The sequence below is a fragment of the Nonomuraea sp. NPDC050547 genome (assembly GCF_044457345.1).
In the GTDB taxonomy this organism is placed as follows: Bacteria; Actinomycetota; Actinomycetes; order Streptosporangiales; family Streptosporangiaceae; genus Nonomuraea.
Genome location: NZ_JBITGW010000002.1, coordinates 133,945 through 149,579, shown reverse-complemented (window position 1 = coordinate 149,579; position 15,635 = coordinate 133,945). Strand labels below are relative to the sequence as shown.

Below are 15,635 nucleotides of genomic sequence, written 5' to 3'. Positions count from 1 at the left end.
TCACAAAGATCGAAAAGTCGTGACTTGGCGGGAAACACCGCGAAACGCCCGTGTGAGGTGGCGGAACGCCAGAGGTCCAGGTTGCGCGCGTGCCCACGACAGGGCGGAACGGCGCGGTGCCCGCGACCTCAAACCCTCACGTCAGCTGCCCCCTGGGCTAGGTGATAAGACGTGAAAAAGTGTAGGCGGCCCAAGATTTCGCCGCAAGCTCCTTTCAGCCCTTGACCGCGCCGCCGAGATTGAACGTTCCGGCCAGGTACTTGTTGACCGCCACGTAGAGCACGACCGCGGGGGCCGTGTAGATGATCGAGAACGCGGCCAGCTCGCCGTAGGCCACCTGGCCGTACTGGGAGAAGAACGTGTAGATGGTGACCGCCGCCGGCGCCTCCTCCGGCTCGTCCAGCAGCACGAAGGGGGCGAAGAAATTGCCCCACTGGCCAACGAAGACGAAGATGCCGACCACGGCGATGCCCGGCGCCATCAGCGGGCCGACCACGCGTACCAGCGACTGCACCCATCCGGCCCCGTCCACCCAGGCCGCCTCCTCCAGCCCGACCGGTACGCCGTCCATGAAGTTCTTCATCAGCCAGATCGCGAACGGCAGCGCGCTGGCCGCCAGGAACAGCACCATCGCCGGCACCGAGCCGTAGAGGTTGAAGCGGTAGAACATCGAGTAGACCGGCACGATGATCGCCGTCAGCGGCAGCCCGGTCGTGAACAGCAGCGTCAGCATGAACGAGCGCTTGTAGCGCAGTTCGTAGCGGGAGAGCGGGTAGGCGGCCAGCGCCGCGACCAGCACGGTGATCAGCGCGGTCCCCGCCGAGATCACGATGGAGTTGATCACCGGCAGGATCGTGGTCTCCCAGGTGAGCACCGCCTGGAAGTTGCCGAGCGAGAACTCCCCCGTGGGCTGGGCCGACAGGCCCGCGCCCGGCTGGACGGAGGCGATGACCACCCACAGGAACGGCGCCGCGAACGACACGGCCACCACCAGCAGCGCGATCCGGGCGGCGAGTCGGCCCATGCCTCAGTCCTCCACCTTGATCAGCCGCAGGTACACCAGCGAGAACAGCGCTCCGATCACCAGCATCACCAGCGCCATGGCCGAGCCGTAGGCGATCTCGCCGTAGCGCAGCGCCTTGTCGTACATGTAGAGCGGCGTGGTCTGGCTGGCGTTGCCCGGCCCGCCTCCGGTCAGGGTGTAGATCAACCCGAAGCCGGCCAGCGTCTGCAGGGTGATCAGCATGAGGTTGGCCATGATCGAGCGCCGGATGAGCGGCAGCGTGATGTGCCACAGCCGCTGCCAGGTGCCCGCGCCGTCGACGGCCGCCGCCTCGACCAGTTCGGCGGGCACCTCCGACAGCGCGGCCGAGTACACCAGCATCGAGAACGCGGTCCCCCGCCAGACGTTGGCCAGGATCACCGCGACCATCGGCGCGGTGTAGAGCCATTCCTGTCCGATGCCGGTCAGCGTGTTGAGCGTGCCCTCCTCGGCCAGGAAGGAGAACCAGCACAGCGCCGCGACGACCTCGGGCATCACCCACGCCGCGATCACCACGCCGTTGACGACGCTGCGCGTGGCCCGCGAGCGCCCGCGCTGCAGCAGCGCGATCATCAGGCCGAGCGTGTTCTGCCCGACCACGGCCGAGCCGACCACGAAGGCGAAGGTGAGCGTGAAGGAGTTGACGAAGTCGGCGTCGCCGAACATGCGCACGAAGTTGGCGGGGCCGACGAAGCTCGGGCTGACCGAGTTCGTGCCCGACAGCGTCTCGTTGGTGAACGCGACGTACAGGCTCCACAGGATCGGGCCGGCCAGGAAGAGCACCAGCAGGACCAGCGCGGGCCCGAGCGGCGCCAGCCGGCGCAGGGCGCGCCGCCTGCCCGACGGGCCCCGTGCCACCGGCCGGGAAAAGGCGGTGGCCGTCATCCGCCCGCGACGACCTTGCCGGGGCCGCCCACGACACCGGGCAGGGTGTCGGAGTAGGCCTTGGCCGCCTCCTCGGGGCCGCGCGCGCCGGTGGTGACCGCCTCCATGGCCTCCTGAACCTCGGCCGAGACCTTCGGATACTCCTCGAAGGCCGGGCGGTAGTGGGTGACCTCGGCCAGGTCGGTGAAGAACTTCACCGACGGGTTGTCGGCGCTGTAGGCGGGGTCGGCGGCGACGTCCTTGCGCGTGGCCAGGTCGCCGGTGCCGACCGAGTAGAGCATCGAGTTCTCCTTGTTGGTGGCGGTGGTGATGAAGTCGAAGGCCTCCTTCTTGTGCGGGGTGTAGGAGCTCATCGCCATCACCCAGCCGCCCGACATGCTCACCGCGCCGGGCGCCTGGCCGTTCTGGGTCGGCATCCGGGTCCAGCCCATCTTCCGCGTCCAGTCGGGCCACGGCTTGGTGCCGGTCGGCTTCCAGGCCGAGGGGGTCCAGGCGCCGTCGAGCAGGATGCCGAGCCTGCCCTGCGGGAACCACTCCAGCGTGTGCTTGTCGTTCAGCTTGGCGTTGTGGGCGTCGGACAGCTTGGGGCCGAGGTTCTCGCGGTAGATCGTGTTGATGAAGGCCAGGGAGTCGGTGAAGCCCTTGCCCGCGGCCATCCACTTCTTCTGGGTCTGGTCGTAGAGGGTGCCGGCGGGCGTGCCGTACAGGAGCATCTCGAAGCCCTGCATGGTGGCGGCCTCGCCATGGATCTTGGTGGAGTACATGCTGAAGGGGATGGCGCCGGGGGCCTTCTGCTTGATCGCGCGGGCCGCGGTGAGCACGTCCGCCCACGTCTTGGGCTCCCACGGTACGGCGATGCCGGCCTTGGCCAGCACGTCCTTGTGGTACCAGAGCCCGCGGGTGTCGGTGCTGATCGGGACCCCGTAGATCTTGCCGTCGCCGCCCTTGGCCGCCTGCTTGACCGAGTCGGGGAACTGCGTGCCCCAGTCGGGCCAGGAGCCGAGGTAGGCGTCGAGCGGGGCCAGCTTGCCCGCGGCGACGTCGGCGTTGACCTGGAAGGTGTCGTGGTAGTAGAGGTCGGGCGCGGAGTCGGCGGAGCGGTTGAGCAGCGCGAGCTTGGTGTAGTAGGCCTCGTTGTTGCCCTGCACCGGGGTCAGCTTGATCGTCACGCCCTTGTGCGTGGCCTCGTACTGCTTCTTGGCGTTCTGGAGCATCTTCTCCAGGTACGGCCAGGTGGTTTCGACCTTGTAGAGGACTTCGAGCTCTTTGGCGCCGCCGGCGGCGGGCTCCTTCGTTCCGGAGCCGCAGGCCGCCACGCCGATGACGAGGATGGAGGCGATCAGGACACGTTTCATCGGGGGACTCCCCTATGTCGCCGGTTAACCGCGAAGGTAAATCAAATTGATTTACAGAGTCAACGCCTTCGTGTGAGATTGAGCTCATGCAGATGGGCACCAACCTGCCCAAGGTCGGCACCTACAACCGGGCGGTCGTGCTGGAGGCCGTCCAGGCCTCCGACGGCATCAGCCGGGTCCAGATCGCCGGCATCACCGGGCTGACGCCGCAGACCGTCTCCGTCATCGTCCGCAGACTGCTGGAGGACGGGCTGGTCGTCGAGGACGGCTCCGCGCCCGGCACCGGCGGCAAGCCCCGCACGATCCTGCGCGTCGACCCGGCCGCCGGGTACGCGGTCGGCATCCACTTCGACCCCGGCGAGGTCTCCTACGTGCTCGCGGACCTGGCCGGCCGCCCGCTGGTCAAGCTCCACCGCCCGGTACGCGGGGCCGAGCCGGAGCCCGTGGTCAGGACGCTGGCCCGTACCGCCCGCCGCCTGCTGAAGGAGGCCGGCGTACCGGATCACAAGGTGCTCGGCGTGGGCCTGGCCTCCCCCGGCCCGCTCGACCCCGACGGCGTCATCGTCACCCCGCCGCGCCTGCCCGGCTGGGACGGAGTCCCGATCAGGAGCCTGCTGGAACGCCACGTCGGCTACCCGGTCACCGTCGACAACGACGCCACGGCGGCGGCGATCGGCGAGCGCTGGGCGGGCCTGGCCCGCGCCGTGCCCAGCTTCGCCTACCTGTACCTGGGCACCGGCATCGGCGGCGGGCTGTTCCTCGACGGGCAGGTCTACCGGGGCCGCACTCTCAACGCCGCCGAGTTCGGCCACGTCACCGTGATGCCGGACGGGCCCGAGTGCTACTGCGGCAACCGCGGCTGCGTGGAGGCGCTGTGCTGCCCGAGCGCGATGGTGGCCACGGCCAGGGAGCGCCTGGCGCTGGGCGCCGAGTCGGTGCTGACGCGCGGGCGGCTCAGCCACGCGGCCGTGTGCGCCGCCGCGGCCGCCGGGGACCCGCTCGCGCTGTCGGTGGCCGCCGAGGCGGCCGACCGGCTGGCCGACGCCGCCGTCTCGATCGTCAACATGCTCGACGTGGACCTGCTCGTGCTGGGCGGGCCGGCGGTGCGGGAACTGGGCGGGCTCTACCGGGACGTGATCGGGCGGGCGGTCTCCACCCGGGTGCTGGCCAGGGGGCTGCAGGCCGTACGTGTGGAGGTCTCCCCCATCGCCGCGGACGCGGCGGCGATCGGCGCGGCGTCGCTGGTCTTCCACGTCACCTACGCGCCGCGGCTGGACCGCCTGGTCAGGGAGTGACCCGGCGGGCCCGGTGGTTGGCCACGTTGACCCGGTTGGCGCAGGCCAGCGAGCAGAAGCGGCGGCGGCCGTTGCGCGAGGTGTCGACGTAGACGGTCGGGCAGCCCTCGCGGTCGCAGCGGCCCAGGCGGCGGCCGTCGGAGAAGGAGATGGCCATGGCCAGCCCGCCGGCGGTGGTGTCCTTGGCCCGGCTGACGATGTCGGCGTCGATGGCGAAGAAGTGCAGGTGCGGCTTCCTGCCGTCGTGCGCGCTGACGTACGGCGTCGCGGCCGTCATCTTCAGCAGGTCGTTGACCAGCGCGATCTGGGTCTCCTGGTCGCGCTCGCCGAAGACGGGGCCGAGCCGGCCCGCCCAGAGCTCCAGCTCCCGGGCCTGGGCCGGGGTGAGCTCGGCGCGCAGCATCGCGTTCGCGGACAGGATCGCCGTCAGCGCGCCGGGTGAGTAGTCGGCGGTGTTGACCAGGTCGGCGGACAGGGCCGCCCCGTTGCCTCCGTAAGCGTTGAAATGCACAAGCTCATTACATCAGGCTGGAGCCATGCGCTCCACACATCTGCACGAACTGACCGCCGTCTCCTCCCATCGCACGTCCGAGGGCCTGGTCGCCTACTTCCGCTGTGAATGCGGGGCCTGGGAGGTGCGTGCGAGCGGCGGGGCGGATGTCGCGATCGCCGCGACACGCGTGGGATGTGACTGACCGGCACCATCGACTCTCCGAGGGTGTTCGTCCTATTGTCGGCACCAACACCCCCCTCAGGAGGTCAGGTATGTCCAGCATTCCCGCCTTGCTGCGCGACCGGGTCAACGCCACCCCGGACGCCGAGGCCTACCGCACGCCGTCCGAGAGCGGCTGGACGTCCCTGTCGTGGCGAGAAGCCGGCGACCGGGTGCGCGAGCTGGCCCTCGGCCTGGCCGGGCTGGGCTCGGGGCCGGGCACGCGCGTGGCGCTGCTGTGCTCCACCCGCCTGGAATGGATCCTGGCCGACCTGGCCGTGCTGTCCACGGGCGCGGCCACCACGACGATCTACCCGTCCAACACCGCCGACGAGTCCGCGTTCGTGATCACCGACTCCGGCAGCACGCTCGTCATCGCCGAGGACGACGCCCAGGTCGCCAAACTGCGCTCGGTGCGCGAGAAGCTGCCCGACGTCCGGCACGTCGTGGTCATCGACGGCACGGCCGCCGACGACGGCTGGGTGGTTCCCCTGGCCGACGTGGCCGGCGAGGGCGACTACGACGCCATGGTCGAGGCCATCTCCGCCGACGACCTGGCCACGCTCATCTACACCTCGGGCACCACCGGGCGGCCCAAGGGCGTGGAGCTGACCCACGACAACTGGCTGTTCGCCGCCGCCTCGGTCCGCGAACTCGGCCTGCTGGGCCCCGACGACCTGCACTTCCTGTGGCTGCCGCTGTCGCACTCCTTCGGCAAGCTGCTGGAGGTGGTGATGATCGACTGCGGCGTGCCCACCGCCCTCGACGGCCGGCTCGACAAGATCGCCGAGAACATGGGCGTACTCAGGCCCACCTTCATGGCCGCCGCGCCGCGCATCTTCGAGAAGATCCACAACACGGTGGCCGCGAACATGCGCAACGAGGGCGGCCTCAAACTGCGCATCTTCACCTGGGCGAAGGCCACCGGCGTACGCGTCGTGCGGGCCCGCCAGCGCGGCGCGTCCATCCCGGTCACCACCGGCTTCGAGTACCGCCTGGCCGACCGGCTCGTCTTCGCCAAGCTGCGCGAGCGCTTCGGCGGGCGCATCCGCTTCTTCATCTCCGGCGCGGCCCCGCTGTCACAGGACATCGCCGAGTTCTTCGACGCCGCCGGTCTGACCATCCTGGAGGGCTACGGCCTGACCGAGTCGTCGGCCGGCAGCTTCCTCAACCGGCCCGCCACCGTCAGGTTCGGCACCGTGGGCCCGCCCCTGCCCGGCACCACGGTGAAGATCGCCGAGGACGGCGAGGTGCTCATCGGCGGGCGCGGCATCATGCGCGGCTACCACGGCCTGCCCGAGGACACCGCCGCGGCGCTGGAGGACGGCTGGCTGCACACCGGCGACATCGGCGAACTCGACGACCAGGGCCGGCTGCGCATCACCGATCGCAAGAAGGAGCTCATCAAGACCTCCGGCGGCAAGTACGTCGCGCCCACCTACCTGGAGGGCCGGATCAAGGCCGCCTGCCCGTACCTGTCGCACGTGTTCGTCCACGGCGACCGGCGCAACTACTGCACCGCCCTGGTCACGCTCGACATGGACGTGGTGCGGCCCTGGGCCGAGGCCGAGAACCTGCCCGCCGACGCCGAGGCGCTGCGCGAGCACCCGAGGATGCGCGCGGAGGTCCAGAAGGCGATCGACGAGATCAACGCGAGCCTGGCCAGCTACGAGACGGTGAAGAAGTTCGCCGTGCTGGCCGGCGACTTCACGGTGGAGACCGGGGAGCTGACGCCCAGCCTCAAGATCAAGCGCAAGGTCGTCGAGGAGCATCACGGCAAGGTGCTGGACGGCTTCTACTCCGACTGACCGTCCGCACGCTCCGGGCGCGCCTTCCTCAGCACGGGTACGGCCTCGCCCACGTCGGGCCACAGCCGCCGGGTGAACAGCCCGGCGGCCACCCCGATGGCCGCCCCGGCCAGCACGTCGCCCGGGTAGTGCACGCCGGTGTACACGCGGGAGAAGCAGACCGCCCCCGCCACCACCCCGACGGGCACGCTGATCCGCCGGGGCGCCTCCAGCGCGACCGCGGTGGCGAAGGCGGCGGCCGTGGCCGAGTGGCCCGAGGGGAACGAGGTCGACGACGGGGTTCTCAGCACCCGCGCCAGCGGCAGGAAGTCGGCCAGCGGGCGCTTGCGGTTGAAGGCCCGCTTGGCGGCGATGTTGGCCAGCGGGCTGGCCACGCTGATGGCCAGCAGGCCGCGGGTGGCCGCCCTGCGCAGCCTGCGCCTGCCGGTGAAGGCGAGCCCGCCCGAGATCAGGCCCCACAGCACGGCGTTGTTGGCCGCATTGGACAGCGGGGGCAGGACGCTTTCGAGGCCGGGCAGGTGCGCGTTGGCAACGGCCTTGAACAGGCGTTTGTCCCAGCGGTGCAGGCGGGAGCGGAGTCGCATACACCCCATACTGCCCAATCGCCGCCCGGGGTCACGCGTGGGAGCGGGCGGCGGGTGTCACTTTCCGGTGTAGGCGGTGACGGTGACGGGGTGGTCGGCGGCGCCGTACCGGATGGAGAGCTCGACCTTGGTCGGGCCGGTGGTCAGGACGTTGCCCACCCACAGCGCGCGCTGGTCCGCGCAGCCGGTGAAGCGGTAGGAGGGGGTGCCGTCGGACAGGGTGTAGGTGTTGTCGCGGCGGTACTTCGCGCGGTCGAACAGCAGGGCGGTGCCGGCCGTGCGGGTCGTGACGGTGAAGTCGGCGCCCGGCTCGGCGCGGACGGCGAGCTTGAAGCCGCGCACCGGCCGCCCGCCCCCGGACGGCTGGGCGCTCGGGGGCGGGGCGAGGCCGAAGGCGAGCAGCGCGGACGGGCCGGAGACGACGACGCGGCCGGCGAGGCCGGCGTCGAAGTCCGGCTGGTTGGCGCCCGCGCAGACGCGCCGGCCGGGAGGCTCGGGCACGGTGGAGGGCAGGGTGCCGCCGGTGGCGGCAGCGCAGCCGCTCAGCAGCAGGGCGGTCGCGGCGAGGAGCGTGCGTCTCATGTCCCGGATACACCGCCCGGCCGCCCGGGGTTCCCGCCCGCTCAGAGAATCCGGTTGGCGCCGGGGATCGAGCGCACCAGGTAGCCCAGACCCCAGCAGATCGGCAGCGCCAGTGCCGCCACGAGCGCGAACTTGGCGATGGCCGGCGCCGCCAGCCCGGACAGCAGGGTGCTGACGCCGACGAGCACGAGCGGGTGGATGATGTAGACGGTGAACGCCTGGTCGGCCAGGAACTTGCCGAACGGGCCCTGCCGGTTGAAGCGTTCGCGGAACCAGACGCTGAGCGCGATGACCATCGAGACCGCGAACACCGACTCCCACGCCGCCGTGCCGAGCTGGGCGGCCCAGCCCGTGGTCCACATCCCGGCGGGCAGCAGCACCGCCGAGGCGACACCGGCGGCGATGAACCCGTACTTTGCCGCCGGCCTGGGCAGCGTCTCGAACCAGCCACGCCGGTAGGCGATCAGGCCCAGGACGAACATGGAGGCGTACTGCGGCAGGTAGGAGGGCGTGGGCAGGCCGGCGACCGGCCAGTACTGCCCCACGGGCACCAGGAACCGCCAGGCGAAGACGGCCAGCGTCAGCCCGGTCACGAACAGCGCGATCGCGCGGAAGGTCGGCGTGCCGCGCCGTTCCTCGATCTGCCGCCCGGAGCGGCGCCACAGCACGTAGAGGCCGGTCAGGACCAGCAGGACCTCCACGAACCACATCGGTCCCGGGTCCCAGGAGCCGATGTAGAAGTGCCAGTACGGCATGGAGCCGTCGTAGATCCCGGCCAGCGCGACGGGCCGCAGGAACAGCAGGTAGGCCAGCAGCGGGATGCCGAGCCGCTTCAGCCGGTCGCGCATGAACGGTCCCGGGCCCTTGCGGTCGTAGGAGCGCGGGGCGAAGAAGCCGGAGATGAGGAAGAAGAACCCCATGAAGAACGCCTGGTTGAACATGACCAGAAGGTCCAGGGCGACGCCGGAGCCGTCCCGCGCCTTCTCGAAGACGTACCAGGCGGGGATGTTGCCGTAGGTGACGGCGACGTGGTGGACGACGACGAGCGCGGTCAGCACGACGCGCAGGTTGTCGACGGCCGGCAGCCTGGTGCGGGTCTCGGTCTTCACTTGACGGCCCTTTCGAGGAGGTCGGCCAGCTCGCGCGCGTGGGTGTCGAGGTCGTGGCCGGGGATGACCACCCAGTAGGTGAACATGGCGTCGACGGCGGCGGAGTGGGTGACCGCCATGACGCGCCGGTCGAAGGCGCGGAACTCGCCCGTGTCCTGGCCGAGCTTGTAGACCAGCTCCAGGGCCTGGTAGATCTCCTCGTTGGTCTGCGGGCCGTAGCGGGCTCCGCCGTCCGGGCCGCGCAGGTTGTGGAAGATCTCGCCGATGGCCTTCAGCCGGGAACGGTTGCCGCGCATGTGCTCGGCGACCGCCAGGACGTGGGTGCGCAGGAGCTCGGTGGCGGACTTCTCGCCCTGCATCTTCGCCAGCACGTACTCGGCGATCTGCGCGTAGACCTGCTCGACGACCTCCTCCATCAGCTCGTCCTTGCCGGCGAAGTGGTAGGAGATGACGCCTTTGCTGATGCCGGCGTGCTTGGCGATGTTCGCCAGCGACGCGCCCGCCCATCCCGCCTCGGCCAGGACCTCGATGGCCGAGGCGATGATCTGCGTCCGCCTGGCCTCTTCGATGAACGATCGTTGGCCGGTCGGCTTATTTTCTGACCGCATGGCCAGAATTTAGCACACGCGGCCAGAGCGCGCGCAGGACGAGAACGCCCATGGTCAGCATGACGACGGCTCCGGCCAGCGCCGCCGTGCGCATGCCGTCCACGTAGGCGGCGCGGGCCGCGGCGGCGAGTGCCGTACCGGCGTCGAGGGCGAGAGCGCCGCCCAGCGTCTCCCTGGCCACCGCCGCCTGCCCGGCGGGCACCTCCGGCGGCATGGACGCGGCGAGCGCCGCGCGGTAGACGGCCATGCCGATGCTGCCGAGTACGGCCGCGCCGAGCGCCTGCCCGAACTCCGTGGCCGACTCGAACAGGCCTGAGGCCGATCCGGCCTTCTCCGGCGGCGCCGTGGAGACAACCAGGCCGGAGGCGAGCGCCTGGACCGATCCGATGCCCCAGCCCAGCAGGACCTGCCCGCCGAACAGCAGCGGCAGGTCCGCCTCGGCGCCCAGCCCCGCAATCAGCAGGAACCCGGCCGCCCCGCAGACCATCCCCGACCCCATGACGCTGCCGGGCCGCAGCCACCGGGTGAGGCCCGCCCCAAGCACCGATCCGGCGGCCGCGCTGACGGCGGCCGGCACGATCATGAGCCCGGCGGCGATCGGCCGCATGCCGAGCACCGACATCAGGTACTGGGTGAGGAAGTAGAACGTCCCGACCAGGGCGAAGACCGCGAGCGTGGCGGCGGCCAGCGACAGGCCGAAGCCGGGCCGCCGGAAGAGCGTCAGATCGATCATCGGGTCCGCCTGGGCGCGCTGCCCGCGCAGGAACAGCACGGCGAACACCGCTCCCACCGCGGCGGCGGCCCACACGGTCACGGAGAAGTCCTGCTCGGCGGCCTTCTTCACCGCGTACACCAGGGGCAGCGCGGCCAGCAGGACGAGGACCCCGCCGGCGAGGTCGAACCGGCCGGGAGCGGGATCGCGGTACTCCGGCAGCAGCGGGCCGAGCACCAGCAGCACGAGCATGATCGGCACGTTGACCAGGAAGACCGATCCCCACCAGAAATGCTCCAGCAGCCACCCTCCGGCGACCGGCCCGGCCACGCTGCCGAGCGTGAAGACCGCGGCCCAGACGGCGATCGCCATCCGCAACTGCCGCGGGTCGGCGAACAGGACCCGGATGAGCGCGAGCGTCGGCGGCATCAGCGTGGCCGCGGCGGCGCCCTGCAGGCCGCGGGCGAGGATGAGCACGTCGGCATGGGGCGCGAACGCCGCCGCCGCGGAGGCCAGACCGAAGGCCACCGCGCCCAGCAGGAGCAGCCGCCTGCGGCCGATCCTGTCGCCCAGATGGCCCATCGGGATGAGCAGCCCGGCCAGCAGGAACGCGTAGACGTCCACGATCCACAACTGCTGCGTGCCGCTCGGCTCCAACTCCGCGGTCAGCGCCGGCAGCGCGAAGAACAGCACGGTCACCGTGACCGAGATGAGCAGGACGGGCAGCATGAGGATCGCCAGCCCCGCCCATTCCCGCGGGCCCGCCTTTTCCATCATTCCTCCTTACGATGTACGTAATGCCCTTCCTATCGGCTTTTTGCAGGTGAGTGATATCATTTCGTCACGGAAAAAGGGTGTGATGAAATGGCGACCTGCGCACGGTGCGGGAAGGAACTCGTGCTTCCCGGGCGGGGCCGCAGACCTCTGTACTGCTCCCGCTCCTGCCAGGCCCGCGCCTACCGGGCACGCCGGTCCGTGGTCGCGGCGCCGGCGCGGGAGCAGCGCGGCGAGGCGGTCCTGTCCAGGGAGCTGATCGTGCGCACGGCCGTGCGGATCGCCGGCGCCGACGGCCTGGAGAGCCTGTCCATGCGGCACGTGGCGAGCGCGCTCGGCGTCAAGGTGATGTCGCTGTACAACTACTTCGAGGGCAAGGACGAGCTGATCGACCTCATGGTCGAGGCCGTCTTCGCCGACGGCCTGGACTCCGGGCCCCCGGTCCCGGGAGGCTGGCGGGCCGAGCTGGAGGCCGCGGCCCGGTGGGAGTGGGAGCTCTACTCGGCGCACCCGTGGCTGCTGGAGGTGATCGCGACCGTCCGGCCGCCGCTCGTCCCGAGCCTGCTGGCCCGCTTCGAACGCGGACTCGGCGCGTTCGACGGCCTGGGCCTGGACCCGGTGACCACCCACCGCCTCTACCTGGGCATCAGCGGGCTCGTGCAAGGGCTGGCGCTGCTACGGGTGAGCGAGGTCACCGCGGACCGGCGGGGTGGGATCTCGCTGGGCCAGTGGCGCGCGGTGACCGTGCCCGCCGTCTACGAGGAGCTGGGCGCCGACCGCTACCCGCGCCAGAGCGCGCTGCGCGACAGCCCGGACGTCCTGGCCGACCTGGAGGAGATCTTCGCGGTCAACCTCAGGATCATGCTGGACGGCCTGGCCGCCTTCGTGGAGACCGTCTAGAGGGGCAGCCAGCCGACGCGGCCGTACCAGGTGCCGCCGGCGGCGAGGTGGTCGGCGATCGCGCGCTCCAGGCTGGTACGGCGCGGCAGCGGATCGGCCTTGGCGTCCGCGCCGAAGACGAAGTCCATCATCCCGCTGGTCTCGAAGCGGTGCAGCAGCCGGAAGCGGCGCTGGAAGGACATGATGTTCGAGCTCGCCGGGAGGTACTGGGCGAACTGGTCGTCCAGGAGCCACGAACTGCAGGTCACCACCGGGTAGTCCTCTTCGGGAAAGTGCTTGGGGAAGAAGGCGCGCGCCCGCTCCAGGGAGTCGGCGCAGGCCGAGGGCGGGAACGGCCCGCAGAAGTCGGGGATGTGCAGCCCCAGCGTCCGGCCGTCCTCGCCCACCGGCACCCCGGCCGCGCGCACCGCCTCCAGGGTCCGGCCGGCCATCCGGTCGCGGGCGAACTGCAGCCGACCCAGCTGGTAGAGGATCCCGCGCACGTGCGCCATGTACCAGAACGGCGCGTGGAGCCCCGGCCCGCCGTGCCGCTTGCGGTGCACGGCCATGTTGCGGCCGATGTCGGCGAGCGTCTCGTGCGACACCTCCTCGGGGATGCCGCGCGCGCGGTGGAACTCCCGCGTGTACGGCAGCGCCGCCATGAACACGTGCACATAGAAGTACGGCCCCAGCTCGGGCAGGTCGGGGAAGAAGGGCGGGTCGTCGCGCACGTCGATGGCGGAGACCAGGGAGTGCACGCAGCGTTCGAGCAACCACCACTGCGGCGTGCCCGGCTCCGGCGCGCTGGTGATCACCCCGGCGACGTCCTCGTGCGGGACCGTCAGCCGCATCAGCTCGCCGAGCAGGTCGCCGGGCGCGGGCGGGCGGGCCTCGAAGCCGCCCAGCGACTCGAGGTGGGCGAGCCACGCGGGGTGCTCGCGCAGAAGGTTCTTGATGTCCATCGGCGATCAGCCTAGCCGGGTTCTGTACACCTCCCTGGCCCGTTCGATCAGCTCCAGATGGTCCTCCAGCTGGCCCGGCGCGTCCAGCCTGGCGTGGGTTCTGACCAGGTCCTCCAGCAGGTCCAGCCAGTCCAGGCACCAGCGCACGTCGGAGCCGCGCGCCACCTGCCTGCCGCCGACGTCCACGTGGACGGGGCTGGTCAGGGCGTACCCGGTGGCGGTCAGCGTGCGCGGGTGCGGCTCGCACAGGGCCTCGGCCAGCACGTACGTGGGCTCGCGGACGTCGAGTTCGACGGTGACGGTCAGGGCGTCGTCACCGCCGCCGAGCCGTCCGGCGCCCGCGCGCACCCCGTCGGCGGTGCGAATGCGCACCGCCGACACCTCGGGGCCGATCGCGGTCGCGGTGACCGACAGCCGCCCGCCCGGCTCCGCGGCGACGGTCGCGCCCGGCCCGTGGCCGTCCACCGACAGCTCCAGCCACGGACCGGTCGTGGCGAACGTACGGCGGGCCCGCACGGCCGCGGCGAACGACTCCGCGGTGAGCGCCCCGTCCACGCGGGCGTAGACGCGGCCCCAGCCGGGCGGGTTCGACTGGTTGTCGGAGCGGGTGAAGGAGATCATCGTGTCGGTTCCGGCGGTGACGGCCAGCCGGTTCCCCGCGCCCAGCAGGCGGCGGTAGACGGCCGCCGTGGCCGGGATCGAGGCGTGGGTGAGCACGTCCAGGCTGTCGACCAGGCCGAGCGCGGCGTCGGCGACGAGCGCGCTGGCCGAGCAGTCCCGCGCCACCGGCCCGAACAACGCCTTCGCCGGATCGTCGTCGCGCACCGGCTGGCCGAACGGGTGGCTGTAACCGAGCAGCGCCCCGAGCCGCCGCAACCCGGCCAGGGCGGCGGCGTTCGGCGGCCAGTCGGGCGCGCCGTCGAAGCCGGTGTGCAGACGGCCGGGCTCGGCGGTCAGGCCGAAGGCGTAGGCGTGGCCGAGCAGGTCGTTGCGGTACTCGGCGCCCATCCTGGCGATGTGCGTGGCGTCGGACCAGGGCAGGGCGCGGCCGATCCAGTGCGCCAGCGCCTCGCGGTCGTACACGCGGGCGCCGGAGACGTTGCCCGCCAGCAGGTTCAGGACGTGCAGGTCCTCGCCGTGCTGGGCGGCCGCGGCGTCGGCGGGGGCGGCGACGAGGTCACCGGCCCAGTTGAGGTGGGTGTGCAGGTCGCCGCCGTACCATCCTCGGGCGGCCGCGTGGTAGATGCGGTGCGGCGTGAGCCGTACCTGGTGGTCGTGGCCAGGGCGGGGGATGAGCTCCGTGCGGGCCTGGTCGTACTCCATGCCGCGGGTGGCGGTGATCGTCAGGGGTTCGGCGGGGACGTCGAGGGTGAGGTCGTCGCCGTGGAAGTAGGGGCGGCCGTGGAAGTCATGGCGCTGCGGGACGCCTGTCGGGAACCAGCCCTGGCCGCCGTCGCCGGTGACACTCCAGCGGCAGGGGTACGGCGAGCGGAGCCTCACCCTGGCCGCCTCGGCGACTCTGAACAGGGGTGTGGTGTCCACCGGGGTGCCGTCGAGGGTGACCTCGGTGGTGGGGGTGATCTCGGTCAGCCAAGCACCTTGAGGTGATATTTCGCGACATAAGCTCCCGATGCGGACGGTGACCGGGTCGGCGCCCTGGTCGGGGCGCCGCGAGTCCACCAGGAGCGGAACTCTGACGTCGGCGTCTCCCCCGCGGTCGTCTCCTTCCCCGCGGCCGCCCTCTCCCCCGCGATCGTTCTCTCCCCCTCGGTCTTCTTTCCCCCGGCCGCGCTCTGCCTCGCGGCCATCCTCTTCGTCGCGCCCGTTCTCTCCCCAGCGGGCGTCCTCTTCCCTGTGGCTCTTTTCTTTCCCGCGGAGGATTACCCGGGGGGTGCCGTCGAGTACCGGGCCTCCGGGGGTGAGGCGGAGGGCGGCGGCGTGGGCGGGGAGTTCTCCCTCCAGGGTGTCGCGCAGGATCTCGTCGTAGTCGGGCTCGGCCAGGCGGGCGCCGAGGCCCTCCAGCGGTTCGCCGGGGTAACGGGCGGCCAGGCGGCCGAAGGCCACCCGCCAGAAACGGCCCTGGAGTTCGGGCGGGAGCACGCGCCTTCTGGCGAAGAGCTTGACGTAGTGGATCTCCGGTTCGCCCCAGGTGATGCCGTGCTCGCCGAGCAGCCCGCCGTACTCTCGCAGGGCCCCCGCGACCGGTTCGGGCAGCATCGGGTCATCACACATGTGCGGTCTCCCCGTCGTCGACTGCGCGCCATCGTGACACACGCCACACCTCTGGGTAGCCGCCCGTGCGGAAACGAGTAGCGATATTTCACCCGG

The 15,635-nt window shown here is 71.3% G+C and carries 15 protein-coding genes; 4 read left to right on the top strand and 11 right to left on the bottom strand.

The window, feature by feature from the left end; all coding sequences use genetic code 11:
- Positions 1-214: 214 nt before the first annotated feature.
- The 3 genes from ACIBHY_RS05165 to ACIBHY_RS05155 are packed head-to-tail and all read right to left on the bottom strand — an operon-like array spanning position 215 to position 3,282.
- Positions 215-1,024, bottom strand: coding sequence for a carbohydrate ABC transporter permease (locus tag ACIBHY_RS05165; protein ID WP_379619778.1), 810 nt, complete (start codon positions 1,022-1,024; stop codon positions 215-217).
- 3 nt (positions 1,025-1,027) lie between these two features.
- The gene (locus ACIBHY_RS05160; protein WP_397306013.1) at positions 1,028-1,927 is read right to left on the bottom strand and encodes a carbohydrate ABC transporter permease; all 900 of its coding nucleotides are present in this window, start codon (positions 1,925-1,927) and stop codon (positions 1,028-1,030) included.
- Positions 1,924-3,282: an extracellular solute-binding protein gene (locus tag ACIBHY_RS05155; protein WP_397306012.1), complete on the bottom strand. Its 1,359-nt coding sequence runs from the start codon at positions 3,280-3,282 to the stop codon at positions 1,924-1,926. Before ACIBHY_RS05155 ends, ACIBHY_RS05160 begins: the two co-directional genes overlap by 4 nt.
- Positions 3,283-3,368: 86 nt before the next feature.
- On the opposite strand from ACIBHY_RS05155, the gene ACIBHY_RS05150 reads away from it, so the two are divergent.
- A complete protein-coding gene (locus ACIBHY_RS05150) occupies positions 3,369-4,577 on the top strand; it encodes an ROK family transcriptional regulator (RefSeq protein ID WP_397255794.1) in 1,209 nt (402 codons plus the stop codon).
- Here ACIBHY_RS05150 and ACIBHY_RS05145 read toward each other — a convergent pair.
- On the bottom strand, positions 4,567-5,088 hold the full coding sequence (locus tag ACIBHY_RS05145) for a CGNR zinc finger domain-containing protein (RefSeq protein ID WP_397255796.1): 522 nt from the start codon (positions 5,086-5,088) through the stop codon (positions 4,567-4,569). The two genes, ACIBHY_RS05150 and ACIBHY_RS05145, sit on opposite strands and share 11 nt — an antisense overlap.
- Before the next feature lie 25 nt (positions 5,089-5,113).
- Between ACIBHY_RS05145 and ACIBHY_RS05140 the strand changes: the two genes are divergently transcribed.
- Both ACIBHY_RS05140 and ACIBHY_RS05135 read left to right on the top strand, forming a co-directional pair.
- Entirely contained in the window at positions 5,114-5,272 is a 159-nt protein-coding gene (locus ACIBHY_RS05140; protein ID WP_397255798.1) for a hypothetical protein, read from the top strand.
- A gap of 70 nt (positions 5,273-5,342) precedes the next feature.
- Positions 5,343-7,097 (top strand): AMP-dependent synthetase/ligase, encoded by a 1,755-nt coding sequence (locus tag ACIBHY_RS05135; protein WP_397306011.1) that lies wholly within the window; start codon positions 5,343-5,345, stop codon positions 7,095-7,097.
- Here ACIBHY_RS05135 and ACIBHY_RS05130 read toward each other — a convergent pair.
- From ACIBHY_RS05130 to ACIBHY_RS05110, 5 genes are read right to left on the bottom strand one after another with little or no spacing between them, the layout of a single operon-like run.
- Positions 7,085-7,681 carry a phosphatase PAP2 family protein gene (locus ACIBHY_RS05130; protein WP_397255802.1) on the bottom strand — a complete coding sequence of 199 codons (597 nt, stop codon included), beginning with the start codon at positions 7,679-7,681 and terminating at the stop codon, positions 7,085-7,087. The two genes, ACIBHY_RS05135 and ACIBHY_RS05130, sit on opposite strands and share 13 nt — an antisense overlap.
- Before the next feature lie 57 nt (positions 7,682-7,738).
- On the bottom strand, positions 7,739-8,263 hold the full coding sequence (locus tag ACIBHY_RS05125) for a hypothetical protein (RefSeq protein WP_397255804.1): 525 nt from the start codon (positions 8,261-8,263) through the stop codon (positions 7,739-7,741).
- Positions 8,264-8,304: 41 nt separating this feature from the next.
- Positions 8,305-9,372, bottom strand: coding sequence for an acyltransferase family protein (locus ACIBHY_RS05120; protein ID WP_397306010.1), 1,068 nt, complete (start codon positions 9,370-9,372; stop codon positions 8,305-8,307).
- Positions 9,369-9,980, bottom strand: coding sequence for a TetR/AcrR family transcriptional regulator (locus ACIBHY_RS05115; RefSeq protein WP_397255808.1), 612 nt, complete (start codon positions 9,978-9,980; stop codon positions 9,369-9,371). The genes ACIBHY_RS05120 and ACIBHY_RS05115 overlap by 4 nt, the downstream gene beginning before the upstream one ends.
- Entirely contained in the window at positions 9,964-11,469 is a 1,506-nt protein-coding gene (locus ACIBHY_RS05110) for an MFS transporter (protein WP_397255810.1), read from the bottom strand. The genes ACIBHY_RS05115 and ACIBHY_RS05110 overlap by 17 nt, the downstream gene beginning before the upstream one ends.
- 87 nt (positions 11,470-11,556) lie before the next feature.
- On the opposite strand from ACIBHY_RS05110, the gene ACIBHY_RS05105 reads away from it, so the two are divergent.
- A complete protein-coding gene (locus ACIBHY_RS05105) occupies positions 11,557-12,366 on the top strand; it encodes a TetR/AcrR family transcriptional regulator C-terminal domain-containing protein (protein WP_397306009.1) in 810 nt (269 codons plus the stop codon).
- On the opposite strand, the gene ACIBHY_RS05100 is transcribed toward ACIBHY_RS05105, so the two are convergent.
- Positions 12,363-13,307, bottom strand: a complete 945-nt coding sequence (locus ACIBHY_RS05100; protein ID WP_397306008.1) for an acyltransferase domain-containing protein — start codon at positions 13,305-13,307, stop codon at positions 12,363-12,365. The genes ACIBHY_RS05105 and ACIBHY_RS05100 overlap by 4 nt on opposite strands.
- Positions 13,308-13,313: 6 nt before the next feature.
- A complete protein-coding gene (locus tag ACIBHY_RS05095) occupies positions 13,314-15,539 on the bottom strand; it encodes a CehA/McbA family metallohydrolase (protein ID WP_397306007.1) in 2,226 nt (741 codons plus the stop codon).
- Positions 15,540-15,635 lie beyond the last annotated feature (96 nt).

What these genes read in the sequence shown, in the direction of transcription:
- ACIBHY_RS05100 (WP_397306008.1), bottom strand. Translation starts at nt 13,307, where the DNA reads ATGGACATCAAGAACCTTCTGCGCGAGCACCCCGCGTGGCTCGCCCAC.
- ACIBHY_RS05095 (WP_397306007.1), bottom strand. Translation starts at nt 15,539, where the DNA reads ATGTGTGATGACCCGATGCTGCCCGAACCGGTCGCGGGGGCCCTGCGA.
- ACIBHY_RS05115 (WP_397255808.1), bottom strand. Translation starts at nt 9,980, where the DNA reads ATGCGGTCAGAAAATAAGCCGACCGGCCAACGATCGTTCATCGAAGAG.
- ACIBHY_RS05130 (WP_397255802.1), bottom strand. Translation starts at nt 7,681, where the DNA reads ATGCGACTCCGCTCCCGCCTGCACCGCTGGGACAAACGCCTGTTCAAG.
- ACIBHY_RS05140 (WP_397255798.1), top strand. Translation starts at nt 5,114, where the DNA reads ATGCGCTCCACACATCTGCACGAACTGACCGCCGTCTCCTCCCATCGC.
- ACIBHY_RS05135 (WP_397306011.1), top strand. Translation starts at nt 5,343, where the DNA reads ATGTCCAGCATTCCCGCCTTGCTGCGCGACCGGGTCAACGCCACCCCG.
- ACIBHY_RS05160 (WP_397306013.1), bottom strand. Translation starts at nt 1,927, where the DNA reads ATGACGGCCACCGCCTTTTCCCGGCCGGTGGCACGGGGCCCGTCGGGC.
- ACIBHY_RS05125 (WP_397255804.1), bottom strand. Translation starts at nt 8,263, where the DNA reads ATGAGACGCACGCTCCTCGCCGCGACCGCCCTGCTGCTGAGCGGCTGC.
- ACIBHY_RS05165 (WP_379619778.1), bottom strand. Translation starts at nt 1,024, where the DNA reads ATGGGCCGACTCGCCGCCCGGATCGCGCTGCTGGTGGTGGCCGTGTCG.
- ACIBHY_RS05155 (WP_397306012.1), bottom strand. Translation starts at nt 3,282, where the DNA reads ATGAAACGTGTCCTGATCGCCTCCATCCTCGTCATCGGCGTGGCGGCC.
- ACIBHY_RS05110 (WP_397255810.1), bottom strand. Translation starts at nt 11,469, where the DNA reads ATGATGGAAAAGGCGGGCCCGCGGGAATGGGCGGGGCTGGCGATCCTC.
- ACIBHY_RS05105 (WP_397306009.1), top strand. Translation starts at nt 11,557, where the DNA reads ATGGCGACCTGCGCACGGTGCGGGAAGGAACTCGTGCTTCCCGGGCGG.
- ACIBHY_RS05150 (WP_397255794.1), top strand. Translation starts at nt 3,369, where the DNA reads ATGCAGATGGGCACCAACCTGCCCAAGGTCGGCACCTACAACCGGGCG.